Origin of the sequence: Xanthobacter sp. 126 (assembly GCF_000526175.1) — a bacterium.
Classification (GTDB): Bacteria; Pseudomonadota; Alphaproteobacteria; order Rhizobiales; family Xanthobacteraceae; genus Xanthobacter; species Xanthobacter aminoxidans.
This window is the reverse complement of record NZ_JAFO01000001.1, coordinates 41,462-66,709: the sequence shown is the minus strand read 5'-3', so window position 1 is coordinate 66,709 and position 25,248 is coordinate 41,462. Positions and strand designations below refer to the sequence as shown.

Annotated in this window: 21 protein-coding genes; 10 read left to right on the top strand and 11 right to left on the bottom strand. The window is 66.8% G+C overall.

Annotated features, from left to right (window positions below; genetic code table 11):
* Nucleotides 1-13: 13 nt before the first annotated feature.
* The 11 genes from XAN126_RS0100270 to XAN126_RS0100220 all read right to left on the bottom strand — a co-directional run bounded on the left by XAN126_RS0100270 (nt 14) and on the right by XAN126_RS0100220 (nt 12,295).
* A complete protein-coding gene (locus XAN126_RS0100270; protein ID WP_024276594.1) occupies nt 14-988 on the bottom strand; it encodes a quinoprotein relay system zinc metallohydrolase 2 in 975 nt (324 codons plus the stop codon).
* Nucleotide 989: 1 nt separating this feature from the next.
* Entirely contained in the window at nt 990-1,730 is a 741-nt protein-coding gene (locus tag XAN126_RS0100265) for an ATP-binding cassette domain-containing protein (protein WP_024276593.1), read from the bottom strand.
* On the bottom strand, nt 1,699-2,460 hold the full coding sequence (locus XAN126_RS0100260) for an ABC transporter permease subunit (RefSeq protein ID WP_029876515.1): 762 nt from the start codon (nt 2,458-2,460) through the stop codon (nt 1,699-1,701). Before XAN126_RS0100260 ends, XAN126_RS0100265 begins: the two co-directional genes overlap by 32 nt.
* Complete coding sequence (locus XAN126_RS0100255; protein WP_024276591.1) at nt 2,457-3,479, bottom strand: ABC transporter substrate-binding protein; 1,023 nt, start codon at nt 3,477-3,479, stop codon at nt 2,457-2,459. Before XAN126_RS0100255 ends, XAN126_RS0100260 begins: the two co-directional genes overlap by 4 nt.
* Before the next feature lie 159 nt (nt 3,480-3,638).
* Entirely contained in the window at nt 3,639-4,883 is a 1,245-nt protein-coding gene (locus tag XAN126_RS0100250) for a phenylacetate--CoA ligase family protein (protein ID WP_024276590.1), read from the bottom strand.
* Nucleotides 4,884-5,120: 237 nt separating this feature from the next.
* Nucleotides 5,121-5,957: an ABC transporter ATP-binding protein gene (locus XAN126_RS0100245; protein ID WP_029876513.1), complete on the bottom strand. Its 837-nt coding sequence runs from the start codon at nt 5,955-5,957 to the stop codon at nt 5,121-5,123.
* 231 nt (nt 5,958-6,188) lie between these two features.
* Complete coding sequence (locus tag XAN126_RS0100240) at nt 6,189-7,469, bottom strand: ABC transporter substrate-binding protein (protein ID WP_024276588.1); 1,281 nt, start codon at nt 7,467-7,469, stop codon at nt 6,189-6,191.
* Nucleotides 7,470-7,545: 76 nt separating this feature from the next.
* The gene (locus XAN126_RS0100235; RefSeq protein WP_024276587.1) at nt 7,546-8,616 is read right to left on the bottom strand and encodes a branched-chain amino acid ABC transporter permease; all 1,071 of its coding nucleotides are present in this window, start codon (nt 8,614-8,616) and stop codon (nt 7,546-7,548) included.
* A 4-nt stretch (nt 8,617-8,620) separates the two neighbouring features.
* On the bottom strand, nt 8,621-9,514 hold the full coding sequence (locus XAN126_RS0100230; RefSeq protein ID WP_024276586.1) for a branched-chain amino acid ABC transporter permease: 894 nt from the start codon (nt 9,512-9,514) through the stop codon (nt 8,621-8,623).
* On the bottom strand, nt 9,514-11,463 hold the full coding sequence (locus XAN126_RS0100225; RefSeq protein ID WP_024276585.1) for a long-chain fatty acid--CoA ligase: 1,950 nt from the start codon (nt 11,461-11,463) through the stop codon (nt 9,514-9,516). Before XAN126_RS0100225 ends, XAN126_RS0100230 begins: the two co-directional genes overlap by 1 nt.
* Nucleotides 11,464-11,485: 22 nt before the next feature.
* Nucleotides 11,486-12,295 (bottom strand): ABC transporter ATP-binding protein, encoded by an 810-nt coding sequence (locus XAN126_RS0100220; RefSeq protein WP_024276584.1) that lies wholly within the window; start codon nt 12,293-12,295, stop codon nt 11,486-11,488.
* A 209-nt stretch (nt 12,296-12,504) separates the two neighbouring features.
* Here XAN126_RS0100220 and XAN126_RS0100215 point away from each other — a divergent pair, with 209 nt between their 5' ends.
* The 10 genes from XAN126_RS0100215 to XAN126_RS0100170 all read left to right on the top strand — a co-directional run bounded on the left by XAN126_RS0100215 (nt 12,505) and on the right by XAN126_RS0100170 (nt 25,080).
* Nucleotides 12,505-14,136, top strand: a complete 1,632-nt coding sequence (locus XAN126_RS0100215) for an AMP-binding protein (RefSeq protein ID WP_024276583.1) — start codon at nt 12,505-12,507, stop codon at nt 14,134-14,136.
* A 263-nt stretch (nt 14,137-14,399) separates the two neighbouring features.
* Nucleotides 14,400-15,086, top strand: coding sequence for a TetR/AcrR family transcriptional regulator (locus XAN126_RS0100210; RefSeq protein WP_024276582.1), 687 nt, complete (start codon nt 14,400-14,402; stop codon nt 15,084-15,086).
* 309 nt (nt 15,087-15,395) lie between these two features.
* Nucleotides 15,396-17,003 carry a carboxyl transferase domain-containing protein gene (locus tag XAN126_RS0100205; RefSeq protein WP_024276581.1) on the top strand — a complete coding sequence of 536 codons (1,608 nt, stop codon included), beginning with the start codon at nt 15,396-15,398 and terminating at the stop codon, nt 17,001-17,003.
* Nucleotides 17,004-17,028: 25 nt separating this feature from the next.
* A complete protein-coding gene (locus XAN126_RS0100200) occupies nt 17,029-17,817 on the top strand; it encodes an enoyl-CoA hydratase-related protein (RefSeq protein WP_024276580.1) in 789 nt (262 codons plus the stop codon).
* A complete protein-coding gene (locus XAN126_RS0100195) occupies nt 17,814-19,814 on the top strand; it encodes an acetyl/propionyl/methylcrotonyl-CoA carboxylase subunit alpha (RefSeq protein WP_024276579.1) in 2,001 nt (666 codons plus the stop codon). Before XAN126_RS0100200 ends, XAN126_RS0100195 begins: the two co-directional genes overlap by 4 nt.
* Nucleotides 19,814-20,719, top strand: a complete 906-nt coding sequence (locus XAN126_RS0100190; RefSeq protein WP_024276578.1) for a hydroxymethylglutaryl-CoA lyase — start codon at nt 19,814-19,816, stop codon at nt 20,717-20,719. Before XAN126_RS0100195 ends, XAN126_RS0100190 begins: the two co-directional genes overlap by 1 nt.
* A 156-nt stretch (nt 20,720-20,875) precedes the next feature.
* A complete protein-coding gene (locus tag XAN126_RS0100185) occupies nt 20,876-21,580 on the top strand; it encodes an alginate O-acetyltransferase AlgF (protein WP_024276577.1) in 705 nt (234 codons plus the stop codon).
* Nucleotides 21,581-21,589: 9 nt separating this feature from the next.
* Nucleotides 21,590-22,975 (top strand): MBOAT family O-acyltransferase, encoded by a 1,386-nt coding sequence (locus XAN126_RS0100180; RefSeq protein ID WP_024276576.1) that lies wholly within the window; start codon nt 21,590-21,592, stop codon nt 22,973-22,975.
* Between the two features lie 9 nt (nt 22,976-22,984).
* Nucleotides 22,985-24,067, top strand: a complete 1,083-nt coding sequence (locus tag XAN126_RS0100175) for a hypothetical protein (protein ID WP_024276575.1) — start codon at nt 22,985-22,987, stop codon at nt 24,065-24,067.
* Complete coding sequence (locus XAN126_RS0100170; RefSeq protein ID WP_024276574.1) at nt 24,064-25,080, top strand: twin-arginine translocation pathway signal; 1,017 nt, start codon at nt 24,064-24,066, stop codon at nt 25,078-25,080. The genes XAN126_RS0100175 and XAN126_RS0100170 overlap by 4 nt, the downstream gene beginning before the upstream one ends.
* Nucleotides 25,081-25,248: the final 168 nt, after the last annotated feature.

Below are 25,248 nucleotides of genomic sequence, written 5' to 3'. Positions count from 1 at the left end.
CGGCTGCGCGGCCCTATTCCCATTCCAGCTCGTGATAGGCCGAGGTTGCGTTGCGGGCGTTGAAGTCGTCGAACAACTTCCAGTCCGGCGCCTCCTCGCGACCTGCCGCGCGGGCCGCCTCGGCCATGGTGCCGCCGGCCTTGACCGTGGCACGCACGTCGGCGACGAGGCGTTTGAGATAGCGCTCGGTGGGCGCCGCAGCGTCCGGCCAGGGGGCGGAGGCGGGACCGTGGCCCGGCACCACGCGGGCCGCGGGCCGGCGCTTCATCTCCTCCAGGAGGGCGATCCAGCCCAGTGCCTTGCCGTCGAGGGCGGGGACATGCCCCAGGAAGAGAAGATCGCCGAGGAACCAGGTGCTCGTCTTTTCGTCGAATACCGTGAGGTCGGTGGCGGTATGGGCGGTCGGCCACGCCTCGAGGCGCAGCGGACGCTCCCCGAGATCGATGCTGCGGACCTTGTCCACGGTCTCGTCGGGCAGAATCACCTGCGTCCCCTCCGCCGCCTCCGGGCCGATGAGGCGCTCGGTGGCGGAAAGGTAGGAAGAGGCGCGGGCGGAGAGCGCCTCCGGCAGGTTGTGATGGCCGATGAAGGTCACACCCGGCCCCACGAACGCGGCATCGCCGAGCACGTGATCGGGATGCATGTGGGTGTTGATGACATAGCGGATCGGCAGCGCCGTTCGGGCCTGAATGGCCGCCTTCAGCGCCTCCCCCGCTGCCTTGCTGCCGCCGGTGTCGATCACCGCCACGGCATCCTTGCCGACGACGAAGCCGGCATTGCCGACGAAGCCGAGATTCTTCGGCAATGCAAGGGCATAGGGCGCCTGATGAACGAACACGCCGGGGGCGACCTCGCTCACCGCGAACGGCTCCGGCTGCGCTTGCGCTGCAGTTGGAATCGCGCCCACAAGCAGCGCCGCGAGTGCCGCGCCTGCGGCCACGCGCTGCACCGTCTGGGGCTTACAGCCATGGGCTCCGGAACGCTCCATCTCACCCCTCCCGCAGCAGAGGAAAGCGCGCAGCCAGCGCCGCCCGCTCGGCCTCGATCCATGGACCATCGCGCATGGCTCGCGGCAAGGCGAGACACACCTCCTCGACGACGTGGGTGGGCCGTGGCGCCAGCAGCACCACGCGGTCGGCCAGCTCCAGCGCCTCGCGCACATTGTGCGTCACCATGAGCACGCTGGTCCCGCCGTCCGCCGCCAGCGCCACGTAGCGGCGCAGGTCTGCGGCGGCCTGGGCATCGAGGGAGACGAAGGGCTCGTCGAGCACCAGAAGGTCCGGCTCCAGCGCCATGGCGCGCGCCAGCGACACCCGCCGGGCGAGGCCCAGCGACAGTTCGCCGGGATAGCGCGCCGCATGGGCCGAGAGGCCGAAGCGCGCGATCAGCGGAGCGAGGTCCATGGCCCGGCGCGCTTTCGGCAGCACGAGGCGGATGTTCTCCTCCACCGTGCGCCACGGCAGAAGACGCGGTTCCTGGAAGGCGACACCGATGGAAAGGGTCGCGGGATCGGGCTTCACCTCGCCCTCGAAGGCGCGGTCGAGCCCGGCGAGGATGCGCAGCGTCGTCGTCTTGCCGCAGCCCGAGGGGCCGATGAGGCAGACGAATTCGCCCCTGCGCAGGGCGAGCGTGATGCCGCGCACGGCCTCCATCCCGGTCCCGTCGGGCCGCCGGTAGGTCTTGGCGCGGATGACCGCCTCAATGAGCGGAGAGGCGCCAGCGTCGGACATGGGCTTCATAGGGCTGCAGCACGCCGTATTCGATGGCCAGCATGACCGCCATGAAAGCCAGCGAATAGCCGAGCACGGCGGTCACGTCGAACAGCTGGAAATAGACCGAGATGGCGTAGCCGACACCGTTGGGGCGCCCCAGCAACTCCACCACGAGCACGATCTTCCACACCAGCGCGAGGCCCGAGCGTGCCGCCCCCGCGAGATGCGGCTGCAACTGCGGGATCAGTACGTGGCGCAGACGGTCCATGGGCGACAGGCGGAAGGCGCTCGCCATCTCGTCGAGTTCCGGGGAGAGCGCGCGGGTGCCCTCGCGCATCAGCACCGCCACGGTCGGAATCTTGTTGAGCGCCACGGCGAGCACCGCCGCCGCCTCGGTGAGGCCGAGCCAGATGTAGCAGAGCACGGTGATGACGAGGGCGGGCGTGTTGAGCAGCACGATCACCCAGGTATCGAAGGCCGTGTCGAGCCTGCGCGAGCGGCCGAGGGCGACGCCGATGGCGCACCCGAGCCCCATGGCCACCACGAACGAGACGACGACCCGCGCCAGCGTGATGGCGATGTTGGAGACAAGATCGCCTCCGGTTGCCTCCCGCGCGATGAAGGCGAACACCGCATGCGGCGCCGGAAGGGACCGGCTATGCGCCAGGGTCGCCGTGATCTCCCATGCCAGCAGCAGCAGGACGAGCGAGGCCGCCCGCGCCGCGATGCCCGAGGACAGGAGCTTCATCGCGCCGCCGGCGCCTGGAAATAGAGGTCCGCCGGCAGGCGCGTGGCACTGCCCACCAGCTTCGTTCCGCCGAGCTTCACCAGAACGGCATAAAGCTGCGCGGCAAGCGTCTGCTCCTCGGCAAGCGACAGCCGGGGGATGCCGGCGAGGAAGCCGCGGCGCAAGGCCTCGAAGGTGGCTTCGTCTCCCGCCTGCATCTGCGCCCGCGCCGCCGCCCAGCCGGGCCCGGAGCGGGCGGGATCAGGATCGGCCAGCGCCGTCTTGGTGGCGCGGGAGGCGGCGGCGAAGGCGGCGACGGTAGCGGGGTTCGCGCGGGCGAAGGCACCGTCGAACACATAGCCCACCAGCGTCGGCTCATGGGCGAGGCCGAAGCCCTTCACCATCTCTTCCACGGTGAGCATCTGCCGGAAGCCCTTGGGCTCCAGACGCGCGGCGAAAGTCCAGTAGATCAGCGCTGCGTCGAGATGCCCGGCCTCCAGTTCGGCCGCGAGCAGGGGTGGCGCGGCGAACACCGGCTGGGCGGCGGTCTGGAGATCGAGGCCGGCCTTCTCCTGCGCCGTCGCCTTGAGCATGAGCCAGCTTTTGTCGAGCGGGCCGCCGGCGACTCCCAGCCTCTTGCCGGCGAGGTCCGCGACGGAACGGATGGGGGAGCCCTTGGGCACCATCACCGCCCCTTCCGAGGAGGAGAAGGGGATATAGACGAGATCGCGCCCGTCCGCCTTTACCCGCGCCGCCCAGAGCAGGTCACTGACGATGGCATCCGCCGCCCCCGCCATGAAGGCGACGCGGCCGGCGTCATTGTTGGCATAGCGGGTGACATCGAGCGTCACGCCATTGGCCGCATCGAGCCCCAGCGCGCCCATGGCCGCGATTTCCCAAGCGGCCGAGCCGAATTGCAGGATGCCGAGGCGGATAGGCGGCAGCGCGGCGTGGGCGGGAGAGAACGGCCCACCAGCAAGCGCGACGGCAGCGGACAGCGCGGCGCCCGAGAGCGCCAGCAGGCGGCGGCGCGTGAGCATGGCCTTCCTCCCGAAATCCTCCGGCCGGCGCCGCGCCCGCGACCCCGCCCGATGCGCCGCCACTGTGGCGACGCCGGGAAGAAGTGTCCATAACGATCTGAAACAAAAGGGCTTTTCTGAGAGGAATTTAAGAAAGTCGAAGGGGGAAGAGTTCCCGCCTCACACCGGACGGCGGTCCTCGATGGTCTTGGCGTCGGCGGGCAGCGTGCCGGGCGAGAGCACGACGAGCCGGCCGCGCAGCTTGGTGGCGGAGCGAATGTCCTCCAGCAATGCATCCTGCGAGAGCGCGGCGGCGTCGGCCACCTCGATCTCCAGCGCCATGTCATCCTGGTCGCCCACGCGGTCCACCACGAGACGGGCCTTCGCCACGGCCGGATGCTTCTTCACCGCCGCCTGAACCTGCACGGGATGCACGAACATGCCGCGGATCTTGGTGGTCTGGTCGGCGCGGCCCATCCAGCCTTTCAGGCGGATGTTGGTGCGCCCGCAGGGGCTCGTGCCCGGCATCACGGCGGAGAGGTCGCCGGTGGCGAAGCGCACAAGGGGATAGTCCGGCTCGAACAGGGTAACGACCACCTCACCCACCTCGCCCACGGCCTCCACCGGATCGCCGGTGCCGGGGCGCAGGATTTCCACGAGGCAGCCCTCGTCCACGATCATGCCGTCCTCGGCCTCGCTCTCATAGGCGACGAGGCCGAGGTCGGCCGTGCCGTAGCATTGGCGGGCGGTGATGCCGGCGGCCTTCAGCTCGGCCCGGTGGACCGGCAGGAAGGCCTCGCCCGACACCAATGCCTTGGTGAGGCAGGAGATGTCGGTGCCGGTCTCACGCGCCTTGTCCACGAGGATCTTCAGGAAGGAGGGCGTGCCGCCATAGCCCTGCGGGCGGATGTCGGCGATGGCGCGCAATTGCAGGTCGGTCTGGCCGACGCCGGCCGGCACAACGGCGCAGCCCAGCGCATGGGCACCGCTCTCGATCATCGAGCCGGCAGGGGTCAGGTGATAGGAGAAGGAATTGTGCACGATGTCCCCGGCGCGGAAGCCGGCCGCGAACAGGCCGCGGGCGAAGCGCCAGAAATCGGGGCCGTGGCCCTCCACGTCATAGATGGGGCCGGGCGACATGAAGATGCGCGCCAGCCTGCCAGGCGGCGTCGCATTGAGCCCGCCGAAGGGGTAGCTCCTCGGCTGGATCTCAAGCAGGTCCGACTTGCGGGTGACAGGTAGTTGCGCCAGGGCGGCCCGCGTGGTGATAGAGGCCGGGTCGACGTCCTTGAACAGCACGGCGAAATAGGGAGCCTTCGCCTTGGCGTGGGCGACCTGCGCGGACAGCGCCTGCAGCAGCGCCTGCTCGCGCGCTTGAGGGTCGCGGATCTCGCTGGCGTCGTAGTGGCGGTTCGGATCGGTCATAGTCGGGCTCATGTCAGAAGCTGGCCGGGGAGCAAAGATGATGTTCCAGGGGCCGTCATGCCCCGGCTCGTCCGGGGCATCCATTCATCCGTGTCGGCGCTCTTCGAAGCGAAGCGCCAGCCTGGCCGCAGGGGGGATCACCCGGACGAGCCGGGCGATGACAGCGGCGCGAGAATGCTGCGAGACAACAGTGTTCCACTGACCCGACAGCTCCCAGCCGGTGTTCGCTTGCGTGCGCTACAGCCACCTTTTCCGCCGCTTGAAGCTCTTCAGGTTCTTGAAGCTCTTGCGCTCCTCGCCGCCACCCTGGCCGAGGTAGAATTCCTTCACGTCCTCGTTGGTCGCCAGCATCTCGGCGCTGCCATCGAGCACGATCTTGCCCTGCTCCATGATGTAGCCGTAGTCCGCCACGGAGAGCGCCACGCGCGCATTCTGCTCCACCAGAAGGATGGTGACGCCGAGATCCTGGTTCAGCTTCTTGATGATGGAGAACACCTCCTTCACCAGAAGCGGCGACAGGCCCATGGAGGGCTCGTCCATGAGGATGAGCTTGGGGCGGGACATGATGGCACGGCCGATGGCCAGCATCTGTTGCTCGCCGCCGGAGAGATAGCCGGCGAGGCCGGTGCGCTCCTTGAGGCGCGGGAAGTATTCATAGACGCGCTCGATGTCGCTCTTCACCTCGTTGTCGCGCCGGGTGAAGGCGCCGAGGCGCAGGTTTTCGAGGCAGGTCATGTCGGCGATGATGCGGCGCCCCTCCATCACCTGGAAGATGCCGCGGCGGACGATCCTGTCCGGCTCGATGCCGTTGATGCGCTCGCCCATGAAGGTGACGTCGCCGCGGGTGATCTCGCCGTCCTCCGTGCGGAGCAGGCCGGAGATCGCCTTCAGCGTGGTGGACTTGCCGGCGCCGTTGGAGCCGAGCAAAGCGACGATCTGGCCCTTCGGCACCTTCAGGGAAAGGCCGCGCAGGACGAGGATGACGTCGTTATAGACCACCTCGATATTGTCCACCGACAGGAGCGGGGGCGCGGTCTCGGCGGCGGGTTCGAACTTCAGTGCGGCCTCGGCCATGGCGGTCTCCAATTCCCTTGCCAGACCGTCATCCCCCGGCCTGTCCGGGGGATCCACCCCTGAGACAGCGCCGTCCCTGAAGGACGAGCACGGCTGCGGCGGATGGGTGGATGCCCCGGACAAGCCGGGGCATGACGTCGATCCAGGTGGAGGCAAGGCTCACTTGCCCCCGGGGCCCGTCCAACCCTCCCCCCGCAAGCGGAAAAGAGAGCCGGGCAGGCGTGCGGGGCCTCACCAGCCCTGCAGTTCCGTCTTGCGCGGCAGGTCGATGGTGGCGACCTTTTCGAGCTTGATGGTGCCGGCCTTCACGAGGTCAGCCACGGAGGCGTCGGTGGCGCCCGTCACCACGGAGCGGTAGAGGTCCACGCGGGTGGTGGGGCGATGGTCGGTGGCGGTCCAGGTGGAGGGATTGCACACGCCGTCCATGCCCTTCGGCACCCAGTCCTTCTTCTGGTACATGCCGTCGCGGATCTTCACGCCGGTCACGCCGCCGTTCTTGTCCGCCCACTCCATGGCTTCCTTCATGTAGAGAGCGGTGCAGATGGCCGCGAGATAGTGCACCGGGCGATAGGCCGCGCCCGAGGCATCCGACATCTTGGAAATCTCCTTGGCGGTGGCAAGGCCGGGGGCCGAGCCGTTCCAGGTCACGGCGGTGCGCACCGGGAAGACGACGCCGTTGGCGGCCTCACCGGCGGCCTTCATGGCGTTCTCGTCCATGCCCCACACATTGCCGAGGAACTGCACGTCCACGCCGGCGGTCTTGCATGCCTTCAGCACCGAGATGTTGGAGCCGGCGGTGTTGCCGAGATACGCGTAGTTGGCGCCGGACTGCTTCAGCGTCAGGCACTGGGGCGTGTAGTCACCCGGCGTGAGGGCGAAGGTGATCGGATCGAGCACCTCGAAGCCGAGCGACTTGGCATATTCCGCCGCCGCTTCCTTGGGCGAGTTCGGGTAGGGGTGGTTGGCGCCCATGTGGACCCACTTGGGCTTGCCGGGCTTGCCCTTCTTCTTCCAGTCGTCGGCGGCCCACTGCACCATGGCGCGGGCGGCGTCCGAGTAGGACGGGCCGTAGAAGAAGTTGAACGGCGCGGCGCGCTCGCTCTTGGCGTTCACCTTGCCCACGGGATCGGTGAGGGAGGCGGAGTAGGAGCCCGAGTAATAGGGAATCTCCTCCTTCGTCACCATGCCCACGAGGGCTTCGGTATCGGCGGTGCCCCAGCCCTGGATGGCGACCACCTTGTCGGTGCCCACCCACTTCTTGAAGGCGGCCAGCGCGCGCGGCACCTGGTAGCCGTATTCGTTGAAGTCGGAATTGATCTTCTTGCCGTTCACGCCGCCATTGGCATTGATCCAGGCGATGGTGTCCTGGATGCCCTGACCGTAGGGCTGGCCCACGTCCGAGGTGCCGCCGGAATAATCGGCGAGATGGCCGATGTTGATCGACTGCGCGAGCGCGGGCGTCGCTGCGGCAATCGCCAACGCAGAGACCAGGGAAAGGGTCAGTCGCTTCATCTGTGGCTCCTTGGGTTTCCTCGGGGCCGGGCGGTCTGCGCCGCCTCGGCGTGGGTTCAGTCGGTCAAGCTACGCATCAATAGGAGAAGGGATAGAGCTTCCAGTAGGCCTTGATAAGGCGCCAGCGGTGGGCGAGGCCGTCCGGCTCGAAGATGAGGAAGAGGATGATGGTGAGGCCGATCAGCATCTCGCGCATGTAGGTGATGCCGTCTTTGAGGTGCAGCGCCTGGTCGATGGCCGAGCCCTGCAGCGCGGAGGCGAGCCAGCCGGTGGCCTCGGGCAGCAGCACCATGAACACGGTGCCCATCAGCGAGCCCATGATGGAGCCGAGCCCGCCGATGATGATCATGCCGAGGAACTGGATGGAGAAGAGGATGTCGAGCCCCTCCACCGACATGAAGCCCACATAGTGCGCATAGAGCGCCCCGCCGATACCGGCGTAGAAGGACGAGATGCCGAACGCCATGGTGCGGTACTTGGTGAGGTTCACGCCCATCATCTCGGCGGAGAGATAATGGTCTCGCACGGCGATCAGCGCCCGCCCGTCGCGGCTGCGCATGAGATTGGTGGCGCCGATATAGCCGACGACCACGAAGAACAGCACCACGTAGAAGTATTTGTCGTCGCCAGACAGATCGTAGCCGAACAGGGTGAAGGGCGCGGCGATGGCGCCGTGGGTGCCGCCGGTGAACCATTCGGCGCGCACGAAGAAGTCCTGCAGGATGAACTGGGCGGCAAGCGTCGCGATGGCAAGGTAGAGCCCCTTCACCCGTGCCGCCGGCAGGCCGAAGATGAGGCCCACCACCGTGGTCCACAGCCCGGCCAGCACGATGGCGAGCGGAACCGGCACGCCCTTGTTGGCCAGATAAGCGGAAGCGAAGCCGCCGAAGCCGAAGAACACCGCGTGGCCGATGGAGATCTGACCGGAAAATCCGACCAGGATGTTCAGCCCCAGCGCGGCGATGCCGAGATAGCCGATCTGGATCATCAGGCTCAGCACGTAGCGCGAGGCGAACAGCGGCGCGCAGCACAGGGCCACGATGGCGAGGATGACGAAGACCAGCGTCAGCCGCGTCTGGAAGATGGTCTGGTCGGCCTTGTAGCTGGTGCGATAGTCGCCGCACGGCCGCAGGGAGGTGAGCGCCATGACCTCAGACCCTCTCGATGTCGCGGGTGCCGAACAGCCCGTAGGGCTTGATCATCAGGATGATGATCAGGGCGTAGAAGGGGATGATCTCGTAGAGGTTGCCCCACTTCAGATACTGGCTGTCCACGTACTGCCCGAGGTTTTCCAAGAGGCCGACGATGAGGCCGCCCACCACCGCGCCGAACACGCTGTCGAGGCCGCCGAGGATCACCGCCGGAAACACCTTGATGCCGAAGTAGGAGAGGGCCGACGACACGCCGTTGACGATGCCCACCACCACGCCGGCGACCGCCGAGACCGCCGCCGATATCCCCCAGGAGAGCGCGAACACCTGCCGCACCGAGATGCCGAGGGACTGCGCGACCTGCTGGGAGAAGGCGGTGGCCCGCATGGCGAGGCCGAGCCGGGAATATTTGAAGAACCAAGCGAAGCCCGCCATGATCGCGAGGCTGACGCCCGTGGACATGAGATAGGCCGTCTGCACCTGCAGCCCCAGGATGTTCACCTGTGCCACCGGGAAGATGGGCGGGAACGGCTGCGCGAAGGTGCCGAACATCCACTTCATCAGCGCCTGGAAGAAAATGGAGAGGCCGATCGTCACCATGATGACGGAGATGATCGGCTCGCCGATGAGGGGGCGCAGCACGATCATTTGCACGGCGATGCCGAAAACCATCATGAAGCAGACGGCGATGAGGAAGCCCCAGAAGAAGGGGATGTTCCAGGCGGTCAGCAGCCACCAGCAGGTCCAGGCGCCGATGAGCAGGAACTCGCCCTGGGCGAAGTTCACCACCTGCGAGGCCTTGTAGATGAGCACGAAACACATGCCGACCACGCCATAGAGCGTGCCGATGATGAGCCCGTTGATGATGAGCTGAAGCAGGAGCTGGGATTGCATCACGCCGCCCTCCTTTTTCCGTCATCCTTCACCGGCGGCGGGGCGCCGAGGTCGATGACGTCTAGCTTGGTCTTGATGCGCTGGCGGGTGCCGTCCTGGAAGGTGATGGTGGTGTCCACGTCGATCACCTTCTGCCCCTCGTACATGGCGTCGATGATGGTGCCGTAGCGCTCGTTGATGACGCCGCGGCGCACCTTGCGGGTGCGGGTCAGTTCACCATCGTCGGCGTCCAGCTCCTTGTAGAGGAGGAGGAAACGGCCGATGCGCTGCTTCTCGGCGAGGGTGCGGTTCACCCCCTCCACTTCCTTCTTCAGAAGCGCGATGACTTCGGGTCGCGCCGAGAGGTCCGTATAGGTGGTGAACGAGATGCGGTTCTTCTCCGCCCACTTGGAGACGATGGAGAAGCGGATGCAGATGAGCGCGGCGAGGCTGTCGCGCCCGTCGCCCAGCACCACCGCCTCGGCCACATAGGGCGAGAACTTCAGCTTGTTCTCGATATATTGCGGCGAGAAGCGATCATTGTGCGAGGTCTTCGCCATGTCGCGGATGCGGTCGATGACGACGAGATGGCCCTTGCCGTTGAAGAAGCCGGCATCACCCGTGCGCATCCAGCCTTCCTCGGCGAAGGACTTTTTCGTTTCCTCGTCGTTGCGGAAGTAGCCGGTGAACATGTTGGCGTGCCGTGTGACCACCTCGCCGAGGCCGTTGGGATCGGGATCGTCGATGCGGATCTCAACGCCCTCGAACGGCACGCCCACCGTGTCGAAGTCGACGTCCTTTTCCTTGTGCAGCGTGTAGGCGCCGAGCAGCTCGGTCTGGCCGTAGAGCTGGCGCATGGGCACGCCCAGCGCCAGGAAGAAACGGAAGGTGTCCGGCCCCAATGCCGCGCCGCCCGTGGCAGCGGATTTCAGGTGCGAGAAGCCGAGCCGGTCCCTGAGCGCGCGGAACAGGATGAAGTCGGCGAGCGGCGAGCGCCGCCCCTCGTCCAGCGCCTTCAGACCGAGCTTCATGCCGAGGTCAAACATGCCGCGCTTCAGGGCGGAGGAATCCATCATGCGCGAGCGCACATCGGCGGCGATCTGCTCCCACACGCGGGGGGCGAACAGCACGAAGGAGGGGCCGATCTCCCGCATGTCGGCCATCAGCGTCTCCTGCTCCTCCACGAAGTTCACCTTCATGCGGGAGATGAGCGCCTGACCGAAGGCGTAGATCTGCTCCATGATCCACGGCATCTGCAGAACACTGACATATTCGTCGGTGGGCAGGCGCGGGTCCATGTCCAGATAGGCCCGGCAATGCCTCAGCAGCGCGCCGCCGGTGAGCATGGCGAGCTTGGGGTGGGAGGTGGTGCCCGACGTGGTGCAGAGGATGGCCACATCCTCGCCCTTGCCGGCATCCACGAGGCGGTCGTAGGCACCGGCATCGCGGGCGGCCACCTCGGCACCCCGCTTCTCCAGCTCTTTCAGCGAGATGAGGCGCGGATCGTCATATTTGCGGATGCCGCGCGGGTCGGAATAGACGATGTGCCGGACGGTGGGGATCTTCTCGTCGAGCGAGAGAAGCTTGTCGACCTGCTCCTCGTCCTCGGCGAAGACCACCGCAACATCTGCGTAAGTGACGAGATAGGCCACCTCGTCACCCAGCGCATCGCGATAGATGCCCAGGCTCAGGCCGCCGATGGCATGGGCGGCGATCTCGCCCATCAGCCATTCCGGCCGGTTGTCGCCGATGAGGCCGATCACGTCACCACGGGAAACGCCGAGCGTGGTGAGGCCCAGGGTCACGTCGCGCACGCGGGTCGCGACCTCGCCCCAGGTGTAGGAAATCCAGATGCCGAGGTCCTTCTCGCGCAGCCACGTCTCGCCGGCGTGGGCTTTCGCGTTCAGCCGCAGCAGCTTCGGCAGGGTGTCGTGGACCGTGACGTCGGGATAGGCGGGAACGGGAGCCATGGTGCGCCTCAGCCTTGCCGCATCATGCGGACACGGCGGCGGGCGCCGCCTCTTCGATCTCAAGGTCCTCCTCGCCGAGGTAGGCCTTGCGAACGTGCGGATCCGCCAGCACGGCGGCGGGCTCGCCCTCCACCAGCTTGCGGCCGAAATCGAGCACCATCACCCGGTGGGAGATGTCCATCACCACGCCCATGTCATGCTCGATCATGATGATCGTCATGCCCCATTCCTCGTTGAGATCGACGATGTAGCGGGCCATGTCCTCCTTCTCCTCGAGGTTCATGCCCGCCATGGGCTCGTCGAGGAGAATGAGCTTGGGCTCCAGCGCCACCGCGCGGGCGAGTTCCACGCGCTTGCGAAGCCCGTAGGAGAGGGTGCCGGCGGTGGCCTTGCGCACATGCTGGATATCGAGAAAGTCGATGACCTCCTCCACCTTGCGGCGATGTTCCAGCTCTTCCTTCTGCGCGCCGCCGATCCAGTAGAGCGCGCCGGTGAAGAAGTTGTTCTTCAGGAGGTGATGGCGGCCGACCATGATGTTGTCGAGCACGCTCATATGGCTGAACAGGGCGAGGTTCTGGAAGGTGCGTCCGATGCCGATTTCCGCGCGGCGGTTGGGCTTCAGCTTGGTCACGTCGGCACCGTCGAACACCACGCGGCCGTCGCTCGGCGTGTAGCGGCCGGAGATGCAGTTCAGCATGGATGTCTTGCCGGCGCCGTTGGGGCCGATGATGGAGAACAACTCGCCCGGACGCACATGGAAGCTGACGTCGGACAGCGCCTTGAGGCCTCCGAAGCGGAGCGAGATATTCTGGACATCAAGCAGGGCAGACACGCCCGCTGCAGCCCCGGCCGAAGCGGCAGGTAGCGACATGATCCCCTCCCTATCCCGCGCCGCGGGTTTGGCTTCTATGAGCCGCTATCCCATATTATGGGACGCTGATTAGGATCATTATCGAACGACCGTTTGAATCTTTCAAGGGTATCTTTCTGCGATCGAGAAAATTATTGCGAACCCATCAGAAACATCTCACATATTGAGACATGTCTTCTCCTTCGGATATGGACCCAGGCTCGCCAAAGGGGGCCCAAAGCCTTTCCCGTGCTGTTTCCGTGCTCCGCATCGTGGCTGGCGCGCGGACGCAGGGCGCGCGCCTGGCCGAGCTCGTGACCGGCACCGGACTGTCCAGGGCGACGACGCACCGCCTTGCCGCCGCGCTCGTCCATGAGGGCTTGCTGGCCTACGATCCGGCCAGTCGATACTATTCCCTGGGTCAATTTCTGCTGGACGCCGGAAATCGCGCGGGCGGGAGCCAGGCCGGCGGCGTTGCGGAAGCCGATCACACCTCCAATCCGAGCCTGTACCGGCGCCCCGAATACCGGGGGGACGCGATTGCCCTCGCCCATCTGCTTTGCGACCGGCATCTGCCCGGCAAGCGGGCGCAGCCGGCCATGATTCATGAAACCGTTTCGGGCCAAACGTCGGAACTAAGCTTTGGCAGGCTGGCGGAGTATTCGGCTCGCTTCGCCCGAGTCCTGGCATCCGTCGGAGTGAGGAAGGGCGACTGCGTCGCTGTCATGCTGCCGAAGGGAGTTGAGCTGGTCATCGCCGCTCTGGCCATCTGGCGCCTGGGCGCAGTCTATATGCCGCTGTTTTCCACCTATGCCACGTCGGCAGTGAATTCCCGATTGGAGTCGGGTGAGGCGAAGGTGATCGTCGCAAGCCGCACGCTTGTGGAGCGGGCTCGAAATTATATCGGCTCCTCGACCCCTGTATTCCTGATTGAAGGGGAGCAGATCAACAGGATTGATGGCATCGTCAAACAGTTCTGGTCATCAATATACTCGACCGAGCCCTGGGACGATATCGAGATGTATGGGGAAAACGATCCATTTATAATGACATATTCGCCTAAATCGATTGCAGCCAAATTGGGCCTGATGATACCTGTGAGAGCGCTGGCTGAGTTTGAGCAATGTATGCGCGTTGGCCTCGATGTGCGTGATGAAGACGTCTACTGGAACATGGCCGATCAAGGTTGGGAGTATGGAATTTTCTATGGTCTTGTCGGACCGTTGCTGATCGGCTGCTCGATCCTTTTTTGCGACGGGCCCTATGACGTGTCACAGGGTTATCGCGTTCTGTCCAAGTTCCGCGTCACCAATCTCACGGCAGCGCCGTCCCAGATCAAAGCATGGCGACGCAGGGACCTGACCCGAGCGCCGAACCGGCTCGCGCTCCGGCTGGTCTCGGTCTGCGGAGAGCCGCTTCCGCCGGATGTGGTCTCCTGGGTCACGCGGAAGCTCGAAGTGCCCCTTGTGAACCAGTACGGGCAGCGGGAAACAGGGATGATTTTGGGCATGAGACATGATCCGCATCATCCAAGCTCCCTCGACCATGCGTCGGTGGGCCGGATCGCGCCCGGATTCTCCCTCGTGGTTCTTGATCAGGACGGCGCCGTGCTCGGTGCTGGCGCGGAGGGCGCACTGGCGATCGACGTCAGGCGGTCTCCATTGTTCTGGTTCCGCGGCTACAGCAAGGACGATCCCGGAACGCGGTCCCGGTTCAAATTCGGCGGCGATTATTTTATCCTCGGGGATACCGGGTATATCGATACGGAAGGTTGCGTGCACTATAGCGGGCGCGCGTCCCACGCCATTTCCATGCAAGGGTGACTTCTGCCTGGACGGATTGCCCGCGGGCAGATGGCGGCGTCGGCTGGGGGCGCCGTGCCCGCGCGTCCGGCATCGTCAATGGCAGGCAAAAGAAAAAATCGAACGTTCTTTTCAATCTGGCCAAGCGTCGGCTCTTGTCGCAAGATATCCCTCCATCTGGCGGCCGGGAAGCTGGTTCGCCATCGCGGTTTCCGTCCGGACCGGGCTCGATGTCAGCTCTTGCGGCGATTGTGCCCAGGCCGGACCCTGAACGTTAAAAGGCAATGGCGCGCACCATCGGTTCCAACGGCGCACGCACCGCCGAAGCCATCCGGCAGGCGGGCGTGAAGCTCATCTACAAGCATGGCTACGAAGCCATGAGCCTGCGGCAGCTGGCGGCCGAGGTGGGACTACAGTCCGGCTCGCTCTACAAATATTTCGACAACAAGCAGACGCTTCTGTTCGACATCGTGCGCGACCACATGGAGGATCTGCTCGGCAAGGCCGAGGCGGACCTCGCCGGCATCGAAGACCCGCTGGCGCGTCTCAGGGTCTTCTGCGCCTTCCACCTGCGCTATCACATGACGCGGCTCGCCCACGTCTTCATCGCCAACATGGAGATCCGCAGCCTCGACGAGGCGCATCGCGCCGTCGTGGTCGGCCTGCGCCGGCGCTATGAGGGGCTGCTGGAGGGCATCCTGCGCCAGGGTGCGGCGCAAGGCGTGTTCGAGGTGCGCGAGCCCAAGGTCGCCACCTACGCCATCATCTCCATGCTCACCGGCATCTGCATGTGGTACCTGCCCGGCGGCCGATTGAGCCAGGACGAGATCGTCGACACCTACACGGCGCTCGTCATCGGCGGCGTCACCGGAGGGGCTCCGCTTCAGCCCCTCGCAGCCCCGGCGGAGCCGCCGGTGCATGAGAAGCCGACGCGCCGGCCCGCCTCTCTCCCCAAGGCCGCGCGGACGTGATGGGACGGCGCGCCGTCCAACGAAAATGACCGCGCGAAAGCCCTTGCGCCTCCAATAAAAAAACGTACGATCGTTTCCAAGCCGGCATCGACCGGCGCCGAGGGAGACGCCCGAGCCGCCTTGCGCCCAGCTGCGCGGGCATCGGCGCGCTTTGCCTCCGGCTGCCCCGCTGCCGGTTCGCGAGAGCCGGGCTCCTCGAGGATCGTCGGTCCTTGTGGAGGTCGTTTCACTTGAGGCGAAAGGGCGTGCGCTCCGGCCGATCATCGGTCCGGTCGGCCACGCGCCCGGGCATTGGGGGCGAGAGCGCTCATGGCGATCATCGAGGATGCGGTCGACCGCCGCTCCGACGCATTCCGCCGCAACCGGGAGGCGCTGGAAGCCTCCGTTGCGGAGCTTCGGTCCGTGGTGGAGAAGGTGGCGGAGGGTGGCGGCGCCGTCGCCCGCGAGCGGCACCTGAAGCGCGGCAAGCTGCTCCCGCGGGACCGTATCCGCACGCTGCTCGACACCGGCTCGCCCTTCCTGGAATTCAGTCAGCTCGCCGGCTACGGCATGTATGACGACGAGGTGCCCGCCGCCGGCATCATCACCGGCATCGGCCGCGTCTCCGGCCGCGAATGCGTCATCGTCGCCAACGACGCGACGGTGAAGGGCGGCACCTATTTTCCCATGACGGTGAAGAAGCATCTGCGCGCCCAGCGCGTCGCCCATGAAAACCACCTGCCGTGCATCTACCTCGTGGATTCCGGCGGCGCGAACCTGCCGAACCAGGACGAGGTCTTCCCCGACCGCGAGCATTTCGGCCGCATCTTCTTCAATCAGGCCAACATGTCCGCCGCCGGCATCCCGCAGATCGCTGTAGTGATGGGCTCCTGCACCGCCGGCGGCGCCTATGTGCCGGCCATGGCCGATCAGTCCATCATGGTGAAGAACCAGGCCACCATCTTCCTCGGCGGCCCGCCGCTGGTGAAGGCGGCCACCGGCGAGGTCGTCACCGCCGAGGAGCTGGGCGGGGCGGACGTCCACACCCGCACCTCCGGCGTCGCCGACCACATGGCGGAGAACGACGCCCATGCGCTCGGCATCGCCCGCTCCATCGTCGCCGACCTCAACACCACGAAAGCCCATTCACTCGACATCCGCGAGCCGCGCGCGCCGCTCTACGATGCGAAGGAGATTTACGGCGTCGTCTCGGCCGATCCCAAGCAGCCGTTCGACGTGAGGCAGATCATCGCCCGCATCGTGGACGGCTCCGAGTTCGACGAGTTCAAGCCGCTCTATGGGCCGACGCTGGTGACAGGCTTCGCCCGCATCTTCGGCTATCCCGTGGGCATCATCGCCAACAACGGCATCCTCTTCTCCGAGAGCGCGCTGAAGGGCGCGCACTTCGTGGAATTGTGCTGCCAGCGCAATATTCCCCTCGTCTTCCTGCAGAACATCACCGGCTTCATGGTGGGGCGGAAATATGAGGCGGGCGGCATCGCCAAGGATGGCGCGAAGTTCGTCACCGCCGTGTCCTGCGCGTCCGTGCCGAAGTTCACGGTGGTGATCGGCAATTCCTTCGGCGCCGGAAACTACGGCATGTGCGGGCGCGCGTTCGATCCGCGCTTCCTGTGGATGTGGCCCAATGCCCGCATCTCGGTGATGGGCGGCGAGCAGGCGGCGGGGGTGCTGGCGCAGGTGAAGCGCGACGGCATCGAGGGGCGCGGCGGCACGTGGCCGGCGGAGGAGGAGGAAGCCTTCAAGGCGCCCATCCGCCACCAGTACGAGGTGCAGGGCCATCCCTATTATTCCTCGGCCCGGCTGTGGGACGACGGTGTGATCGACCCGGCCGACACCCGCATGGTGCTGGCCCTCGCTTTGTCCGCCGCCCTCAACGCCCCCGAGCAGGAGACACGCTTCGGCGTGTTCCGCATGTGATGGACGGGCGCGAAAGGCGAAATCCATGAGCCAGAGCACTGGCCTCACCACAACTGTCGAAGATGGCGTCGCCATCCTCACCCTCGACCGGCCGGAGGTGCGCAACGCCTTCGACGACGCGCTGATTGCCGCGCTGACGCAGGCGTACGAGGCGGCCATCGCGGACCCGTCGGCCGTCGCCATCCTGTTGCGCGCCAATGGGCCGGTCTTCTGCTCCGGCGGCGATCTCAACTGGATGCGCCGCATGGCCTCCTATTCGCAGGAGGAGAACCTCGCCGATGCGCTGGGCCTCGCGAAGCTCATGCGCACCATCGATCTCTCGCCGAAGCCCACCCTCGTGCGCATCCACGGTTCGGCCTTCGCCGGGGCCACCGGTCTCATCGCGGCGAGCGACATCGCGGTGGCGGTGCCGGAGGCGGAATTCGCCGTCACCGAGGTGCGCATCGGCCTCATCCCGGCGGTCATCAGCCCCTATCTGGTGCGGGCCATGGGCGCGCGTCGGGCGCGGCGCTATTTCCTCACCGCCGAGCGGTTTTCCGCCGCAACGGCGCTGGAGCTGGGCCTCGTCCATGAGGTGGTGCCCGCCGAAGAACTGGATGCCGCCATCGCCCGTCATCTGAAGGCGCTGAAGGCGGCGAGCCCCGCCGCGCTCGCCGCCACCAAGGAACTCGTCGCCGCTGTGAACCGGCCGCTCGACGACGCCGTCATCGCCGACACCGCCCATCGCATCGCCGACCAGCGCGCCAGCGCCGACGGCCGCGAGGGCGTCACCGCCTTCCTCGAAAAAAGAAAACCCAATTGGGGGGCCGCATGATCCGTCCCATCCGCACCCTGCTCGTCGCCAATCGCGGCGAGATCGCCGTGCGCGTGATGCGCACCGCCAAGGCCCTCGGCCTGCGCACCGTCGCGGTCTATTCGCAGGCCGATGCCGACGCGCTGCACGTGGCGGTGGCAGACGAGGCCTATCCCATCGGCCCGGCGCCGGCGCGCGAAAGCTATCTCAAGATCGACGCCATTCTCGAAGCGGCGAAGAAGAGCGGGGCGGACGCCATCCATCCCGGCTATGGCTTCCTCTCGGAGAATGCCGCCTTCGCCGACGCCTGCGAACAGGCCGGCATCGTCTTCGTCGGCCCGCCGGCCTCGGCCATCCGCGCCATGGGCTCCAAGAGCGCCGCCAAGGCGCTGATGGAGAAAGCGGGCGTACCGCTTGTGCCCGGCTATCACGGCGAGGATCAGGATGCCGCGCTGCTCGCCCGCGAGGCGGAGCGCATCGGCTTCCCGGTACTCATCAAGGCCTCGGCCGGCGGTGGCGGCAAGGGCATGAAGGTGGTGCGGGCGGCGGACGAATTCGCCGAGGCCCTCGCCTCCGCCCAGCGCGAGGCGAAGAGCGCCTTCGGCGACGACAAGGTGCTGGTGGAGAAATATCTCACCACCCCGCGCCACATCGAGGTGCAGGTCTTCGCCGACAGCCACGGCAATTGCGTCTATCTCCACGAGCGCGACTGCTCCATCCAGCGTCGCCACCAGAAGGTGGTGGAGGAAGCCCCCGCCCCCGGCATGACGCCGGAGCGCCGCGCCGCCATGGGCAAGGCGGCGGTGGATGCGGCCAAGGCGGTCGGCTATCGCGGCGCCGGCACGGTGGAGTTCATCGCCGAGGGCGAGCATTTCTACTTCATGGAGATGAACACCCGCCTGCAGGTGGAGCATCCGGTGACGGAAGCCATCACCGGGCAGGATCTGGTGCAATGGCAGATCCGCGTCGCGCAGGGCGAGACCCTGCCGCTGACGCAGGAGGAAATTCCCCTTGAGGGCCACGCCATCGAGGTGCGGCTCTATGCGGAGGACCCGGCGCGGGACTTCCTGCCTCAGGTAGGCCGGCTGGACCATCTCGTCCTGCCCTCCCATCTCGCCCACACGCGGGTGGATACCGGCGTGCGGGCCGGGGATACGGTCTCCATCCACTACGATCCGATGATCGCCAAGATCATCGTCTCCGGCGCCGACCGTCTGGAGGCGGTGCGGCGACTGGAGGCGGCGCTCGCCGCGACCGAGGTGGTGGGGCTCGCCACCAACCGGGTGTTCCTCAAGGCCATCGCCGCGCATCCGGCGTTTGCGGCGGCCGAACTCGACACCAATTTCATTGCCCGCCATCAGGACGTGCTGCTGCCCGCGCCAGCGCCGGTGGATGACACGGTGCTGGCACTCGCCGCCCTCTTCGTCCTGAAGGAGGAGGCGCGCCAGTCCGCCGAGACGGTGGATGCGGCCGATCCGTGGTCGCCCTGGGGCCTCGCGCCCGGCTGGCGGCTCAACCGTGACGCCCATGTGGACCTCACCTTCGCCGACCGTGATGAGCGCATCGCCGTCCGCGCCCATTTCCGCCCCCACGGCTTCATTCTGGCCCTGCCCGGCGGCGACGTGGCGGTGGAGGGCGAGGCGGAGGGGGACGGCAGCCTGCGCGCCCGCCTCGACGGGGTGGCCCTGTCGGCGCGGGTGATCCGCACCGGCAATCGCCTCACCGTGTTCGTGCGCGGCGGGGAACATGCGGTGGACTTCATCGACCCGCGCCTCGCCTCGCAGGCGGCCACCGGCACCGCCGGCCGGCTCGTCGCGCCCATGCCCGGCACCATCATCCGCATCGCGGTGGAGGAGGGGCAGGAGGTGACCAAGGGCGCCGCCCTCGTGGTGGTGGAGGCGATGAAGATGGAGCATACGGTTGCCGCGCCCCGCGACGGCAAGGTGAAGGCGCTGAAATTCGCCGTGGGCGACCTCGTGGACGAGGGCGCCGAGCTTCTGGTTCTGGAGGACGCCTGATGGCCCGCCCCGCTTCCGTTCGTATCGTCGAGGTCGGTCCTCGCGACGGGCTGCAGAACGAACCCGGCATCGTGCCCCTCGACGCCAAGATGGCGCTCATCGATGCCCTCGCCGATGCCGGGCTGAAGATGATCGAGGCCGGCTCCTTCGTCTCGCCCAAATGGGTACCGCAGATGGCCGACACCGCCGAGGTGCTGGGCGCCATCAACCGCCGGGCCGGCGTGCGCTACACCGTGCTCGCGCCCAATCTGAAAGGGCTGGAGCTGGCGCTCGCCTGCGGCATCGAGGAGGTGGCGGTGTTCACCGCGGCCTCGGAGGCGTTCACGCAGAAAAACATCAACTGCACCATCGCCGAGAGCCTGGAGCGCTTCACCCCGCTCATCGACCTCGCCCGCGCCCGCGGCGTCGCCGTGCGCGGCTATGTGAGCTGCGCGCTCGGCTGCCCCTATCAGGGCGAGGTGCCGGTAGCGAAGGTGGTGGAGGTGTCGGAAGCCCTCGTCGCCATGGGCTGCTACGAGGTGTCGGTGAGCGACACCATCGGCGTCGGTACGCCCGACAAGGCGCAGGCGGTGACAGGGGCGGTGGCGGATCGCATCGGCCTTGAGCGTACCGCCATCCATTTCCACGACACCTACGGGCAGGCGCTGGCCAATGTGCTGGCCTGCCTCGACATCGGCGTGGCCTCGGTGGATTCGGCTGTGGCGGGGCTCGGCGGCTGTCCCTATGCCAAGGGCGCGTCCGGCAATCTCGCCACCGAGGATCTCGTCTACATGCTCAACGGCCTCGGCATCGAGACCGGCGTCGATCTCGACCGCCTCGCCGCCGCCGGCCGCGCGATCACCGCAGCGCTCGGTCGAACGCCGGCCTCCAAGGTCGCGCAGGCGCTGGCGGCCAAGTGTGCGTGACGCCCGGCTGAGGCGGAGCCGGTGGCGTCGGTCGCCCTTATCCCGTAACCTTAACGGCAGTTGAAGGGGGCGCTCCGTTGCCTTGACGGGATGCAACCCCTAACTGTCGCAGGTGAAACCGGCGCAGGGTCTGCCGGTCAGTCCGGGATCGCGCTCATGCCCGCGTCCAATGCCGCTTTGACCGTTTCGGGCCGCGCCATGCGGCGGTTCGCGCTGGCGACCTTTGCGCTTGCCGCTCTTGCTGCTCCCGCGGCTGCGCAGGAGCTGACGCGTCTTTATGCGCCGAAGCCGCCCACCGGCTCCGCTTATGTCCGGGTGGTGGACCTTGCCGCGAGCGGCGCGCCCATCTCAATCGGCAGCGCGGCGGCTGCGGCCGTTCCCGCCGGAGACACCGCCACCATCTACCGCATCGTGAAGGGCGGCACCCCGCTCGCCGTCAGCATTGCCGGCAAGCCGGCCGAGGGTGGCATCGTTCCGCCCGCCGATGCCTTCTCCACCGTCATCGTCCCGGCCGCCGGCCCGGCCGTGGTGATTGCCGACCCCACCGAGGGCCGCAACGACCTCAAGGCGCAGCTGCGCGTCTACAATCTGGTGCCCGGCTGTGCGGCAAGCGTGGCGGTTGCCGATGGCGGCCCCATCGTGTTCGAGGGCGTCGCCACAAACGACACCCGCCAGCGCGCCATCAACCCCATCGAGGCGGTTCTGGCGGCGAGCTGCGGAACGGCGGTGTCGCAGCCGCTGAAGCTGCCGCAGCTGAAGGCCGGCGACCATTACAGCCTGTTCCTCCTGCCCGGTGCCAACGGGCCGAAGCTGACGGGCCAGCGCGACGAGACGGAGCCCTATCGCGGGCCGGGCAACTGATCCGGGCCCATGGTCTTCGCCTCCGACAGCTTCCTCTTCCTGTTCCTCCCGGTCTTCCTCATCGTCTATGCGCTGACGCCGGGCATGGCGCGCAACGTCGCCATCCTCGCCTTTTCCTGGCTGTTCTATGCTTGGTGGCGGGCGGACTTCCTGCCACTCATCGTCTCCATCGCCATCTGGTCGTGGGCGACGGGCCTGTGGATCTCCCGCGCGGAGGGGAGGGCCCGGGGATGGGCGCTGTTCATCGGCATCGTCTGGCCGCTCGCGTCGCTGATCTGGTTCAAATACGCCAACATGCTAGTGCATTCGACCGAGGTGCTCACCGCCTCGGTCTGGGGCTGGCCGGACGTGCTGCTGCCCATCGGCCTGTCCTTCTTCGTGTTCGGCGCCATCTCCTATTCCACGGACGTGTTCCGCGGCACGGTGAAGGCCGAGCCCTCGTTCGTGAACTATGCCACCTACCAGTCCATGTTCGGCCATCTCGTGGCGGGCCCGGTGGTGCGCTATGAATGGGTAGCGCAGCGCCTGAAGGAGCGCACCTTCCACCGCGCCGAATTCATGTTCGGCGTCGAGCGCTTCATGCTCGGCTTCGCCCAGAAGGTGCTGATCGCCGATACGCTCGCGCCCATGGTGGATGCCGGCTACGCCATCGCCCATCCCACCACGGCGGATGTGCTGCTCTCCGTCACCGGCTACACGCTCCAGCTCTATTTCGACTTCTCCGGCTACAGCGCCATGGCCATCGGCCTCGGCCTGATGGTGGGGCTGAAATTCCCGGAGAATTTCGACAACCCGTATCTCTCCACCTCGCTGGCCGAGTTCTGGCGGCGCTGGCACATCTCGCTGTCGAGCTGGCTGCGGGACTATCTCTACATTCCCCTGGGCGGCAATCGCGGGTCCACGGGCCGAGTGTCCACCAACCTCCTCATCACCATGGGCCTCGGCGGCCTCTGGCACGGGGCGAGTTGGACCTTCCTCGTCTGGGGCCTCTGGCATGGATTCGGGCTCATGGTGGGACGGGTGTGGAAGAATCTCGGCCTGCCGGGAACGGGGACGCTTGCGGGGCACGTCCTCACGCTCGCCTTCGTCATGGTCGGCTGGGCGCTGTTCCGCGCGCAGAGCTGGGCCGAGGCGGGGGTGATCTTTTCCGGCCTCGCCGGTACCAACGGCATCCCACTGAGCCCTGCCATGGGCGCGGCCATCCGGCCGGTGGAGATCGCGACAGTCGTGCTCGGCATCGGCCTCGTCTATTTGCCGAAGCTCATGCGCATCGATCCCTCCGCGCCCAATCCCGGCCATTGGCTGCGCGCCTGGACGGCGCTGCCTTTGTTCCTGTTCGCCGTGCTGGTGCTGCAGGGGCGGATGGTGGTGCCCTTCCTCTATTTCCAGTTCTGAGGGGGGACGATGCCGCATCTCGCCCGCGCCCTCGCAACCCTCGCCTTCCTGGCGCTGATGCTGACCGGCCTCGGCTTCGTCGCCGTGCACCTGAAAGGCGAGGAGGCGCGCACGGCGCTCGCGGCGGCGGCGTCCCCGGAGAATGTCCTGACCGGCCGCTTCACCGCGGTGCTCGACAAACAGATCACGGCAGCACTGCCCAGGCTGACGGAGCTGGAGGATGTGGTCTCCGGCCTCGGCTACAAGGTGCTGGGAGATGCCGGTGATCTTGTGCGCGCCGGCTGCCCCGGCTGGCTGTTCTACCGCGAGGAGATGATCGAGACGCCGCAGGCGCGAGCCAATTTCGAAACCCGGCTGAAGATCGCGGCGAAGATCCGCGACCAGTTCGCGGCGCGAAACGTCGCCCTCGTGGTGCTCCCCGTTCCGGACAAGGCGATTCTGGCGGCCGATCATCTGTGCGGCGCCTCGGTCTCCGGCGAGGCGCGCTGGCGGTTTGATGCATGGTGGGCGCAGAGCCGCGCGCTGGGGCTCGATCAGGTGGAGATCGCGCCCGGCTTCCCCGGCGCCGACGGCTTCCTGCGCACCGACACCCATTGGAACGTCGCCGGCGCGAAGCTTGCCGCCAACCGGGTGGCGGAGGCGGTGCGCAAGCGCATCGGTGCGGGCACGCAGAAGATCACCCTTTCGGAGAGCCCACCCCAGCCGCGCGTCGGCGACCTCATGCGGCTCGCCGGGCTAGAACGCACCTGGCGCTGGTCCGGCCCCGAGCCGGACCACGAGCCGGAGGTGTCCGCCGCCATCACCCGCACCGGCGGGCTGCTGGATGACGTACCGGGACCGCAGGTGGTGCTCGCCGGCTCTTCCTTCTCGCGCAATTCCGGCTTCCTCGAATTTCTCCAGACCGCCTCAGGTCATGAGGTGGCGCAGAAGAGCCGCGACGGCTCCGGCTTTGCCGGCCAGCTTCTCGAACTTCTGATGGACGAGCCGCAGATTTTGACTGAAACGCGCCTCGTGGTGTGGGAATTCCCCATGCGGGCACTCACCCGGCCGCTGACGGATGTCGAGCGCCGCTTTCTGGGAGATGCGAAATGACGAAGGTCGCCGGTGCTGGACGCGCGTTCACCCGCCGCCGCCTCCTGGCTGGAACCATGCTGGCGGGCGGCCTGCTGGTGGCGGGAATTGCCGGCCTGCCCACCCCGGCGGCGGCGCAGAACAGCGGCATCATCTCGGGCAAGGACGGCTGGTTGTTTCCCGGCTGGGAGAGCATAACCGTGCTCAACCGCGCCGCCATCACCGCCAACGTCGCGCTGCTGCAGGAGGCAAAGGCGGCGCTTGCGACACGCAACGTGACCCTGATGGTCATGGTCGTGCCCATGAAGGCGCCCTTCTACAAGGAGAAGCTGCCGGACGGGACGACGGTTTCTGCCGACGTCGTCGGCCAGTACGACTTCATCATCGACCAGCTGAGGAAGGCCGGCATCGACACTGTGGACCTGCGCCCGGCCTTGAAGTCGGTACAGACAGGCAAGCAGACCAGCTTCTACCGCGCCGATTACCACTGGACCGCCTGGGCCTCCGAGGCGGCGGCGGATGCGGTGGCGCAGGCCATCAAGGCCAAGGTCGGCAAGCTCGCCGGCAGCCCGCCCGGCGACAAACTCGGCGAATGGGTCACGCAGCGTCACCTCGGCGATCTCGCCCAGCGTTTCCTCACACCGGACCAGCAGAAACAGATCGGGCCGGACCTCTACACTGTGCGCACGCCGGCGCCGGCCAAGACCTCGCTGGTGGATTCGGCTCCCGCGCCGGTGCACATCATCGGCAACAGCTTCGTCCAGCCCTATCTCGGCTTCCCGCAGAAGCTGTCGAACGCCCTCGACCGGCCGGTGTCGCTCACCTGGAACCCGGGCAATGTGGGCCCGTGGGCGACCTTCCTGCAATACGTGACCTCGCCCGACTTCGCGAAGAGCCCGCCGCAGGTGCTGCTCTGGCAGTTCAACGAGGGACCGTTCCACAGCGGCCCGCAGGCGACGGACCAGTGGGACGTGCCCTCCATCATGCCGCCCCAGACCTGGCGCGACCGGATGCTGGCAGCGGTTCGCCGATAGCGATTTCGTTAAGGTCTCCTGCCAAAGTGTTAACGGCGCGCGAGGAACGCCTCCTCGCGCGCCGTTTTCGTTTACGCTTTGGCAACACACGCGCCATCAAAGTAAATGATCCCTTTACGGCATCCGATTATTAACCCTTCCTGTTAAGGTTAACCGCCATTTAAGTAA

What these genes read in the sequence shown, in the direction of transcription:
- XAN126_RS0100215 (WP_024276583.1), top strand. Translation starts at nt 12,505, where the DNA reads ATGTCTTCTCCTTCGGATATGGACCCAGGCTCGCCAAAGGGGGCCCAA.
- XAN126_RS0100195 (WP_024276579.1), top strand. Translation starts at nt 17,814, where the DNA reads ATGATCCGTCCCATCCGCACCCTGCTCGTCGCCAATCGCGGCGAGATC.
- XAN126_RS0100230 (WP_024276586.1), bottom strand. Translation starts at nt 9,514, where the DNA reads ATGCAATCCCAGCTCCTGCTTCAGCTCATCATCAACGGGCTCATCATC.
- XAN126_RS0100235 (WP_024276587.1), bottom strand. Translation starts at nt 8,616, where the DNA reads ATGGCGCTCACCTCCCTGCGGCCGTGCGGCGACTATCGCACCAGCTAC.
- XAN126_RS0100240 (WP_024276588.1), bottom strand. Translation starts at nt 7,469, where the DNA reads ATGAAGCGACTGACCCTTTCCCTGGTCTCTGCGTTGGCGATTGCCGCA.
- XAN126_RS0100180 (WP_024276576.1), top strand. Translation starts at nt 21,590, where the DNA reads ATGGTCTTCGCCTCCGACAGCTTCCTCTTCCTGTTCCTCCCGGTCTTC.
- XAN126_RS0100225 (WP_024276585.1), bottom strand. Translation starts at nt 11,463, where the DNA reads ATGGCTCCCGTTCCCGCCTATCCCGACGTCACGGTCCACGACACCCTG.
- XAN126_RS0100245 (WP_029876513.1), bottom strand. Translation starts at nt 5,957, where the DNA reads ATGGCCGAGGCCGCACTGAAGTTCGAACCCGCCGCCGAGACCGCGCCC.
- XAN126_RS0100270 (WP_024276594.1), bottom strand. Translation starts at nt 988, where the DNA reads ATGGAGCGTTCCGGAGCCCATGGCTGTAAGCCCCAGACGGTGCAGCGC.
- XAN126_RS0100200 (WP_024276580.1), top strand. Translation starts at nt 17,029, where the DNA reads ATGAGCCAGAGCACTGGCCTCACCACAACTGTCGAAGATGGCGTCGCC.
- XAN126_RS0100205 (WP_024276581.1), top strand. Translation starts at nt 15,396, where the DNA reads ATGGCGATCATCGAGGATGCGGTCGACCGCCGCTCCGACGCATTCCGC.
- XAN126_RS0100265 (WP_024276593.1), bottom strand. Translation starts at nt 1,730, where the DNA reads ATGTCCGACGCTGGCGCCTCTCCGCTCATTGAGGCGGTCATCCGCGCC.
- XAN126_RS0100185 (WP_024276577.1), top strand. Translation starts at nt 20,876, where the DNA reads ATGCCCGCGTCCAATGCCGCTTTGACCGTTTCGGGCCGCGCCATGCGG.
- XAN126_RS0100255 (WP_024276591.1), bottom strand. Translation starts at nt 3,479, where the DNA reads ATGCTCACGCGCCGCCGCCTGCTGGCGCTCTCGGGCGCCGCGCTGTCC.
- XAN126_RS0100210 (WP_024276582.1), top strand. Translation starts at nt 14,400, where the DNA reads ATGGCGCGCACCATCGGTTCCAACGGCGCACGCACCGCCGAAGCCATC.
- XAN126_RS0100175 (WP_024276575.1), top strand. Translation starts at nt 22,985, where the DNA reads ATGCCGCATCTCGCCCGCGCCCTCGCAACCCTCGCCTTCCTGGCGCTG.
- XAN126_RS0100190 (WP_024276578.1), top strand. Translation starts at nt 19,814, where the DNA reads ATGGCCCGCCCCGCTTCCGTTCGTATCGTCGAGGTCGGTCCTCGCGAC.
- XAN126_RS0100260 (WP_029876515.1), bottom strand. Translation starts at nt 2,460, where the DNA reads ATGAAGCTCCTGTCCTCGGGCATCGCGGCGCGGGCGGCCTCGCTCGTC.
- XAN126_RS0100170 (WP_024276574.1), top strand. Translation starts at nt 24,064, where the DNA reads ATGACGAAGGTCGCCGGTGCTGGACGCGCGTTCACCCGCCGCCGCCTC.
- XAN126_RS0100250 (WP_024276590.1), bottom strand. Translation starts at nt 4,883, where the DNA reads ATGACCGATCCGAACCGCCACTACGACGCCAGCGAGATCCGCGACCCT.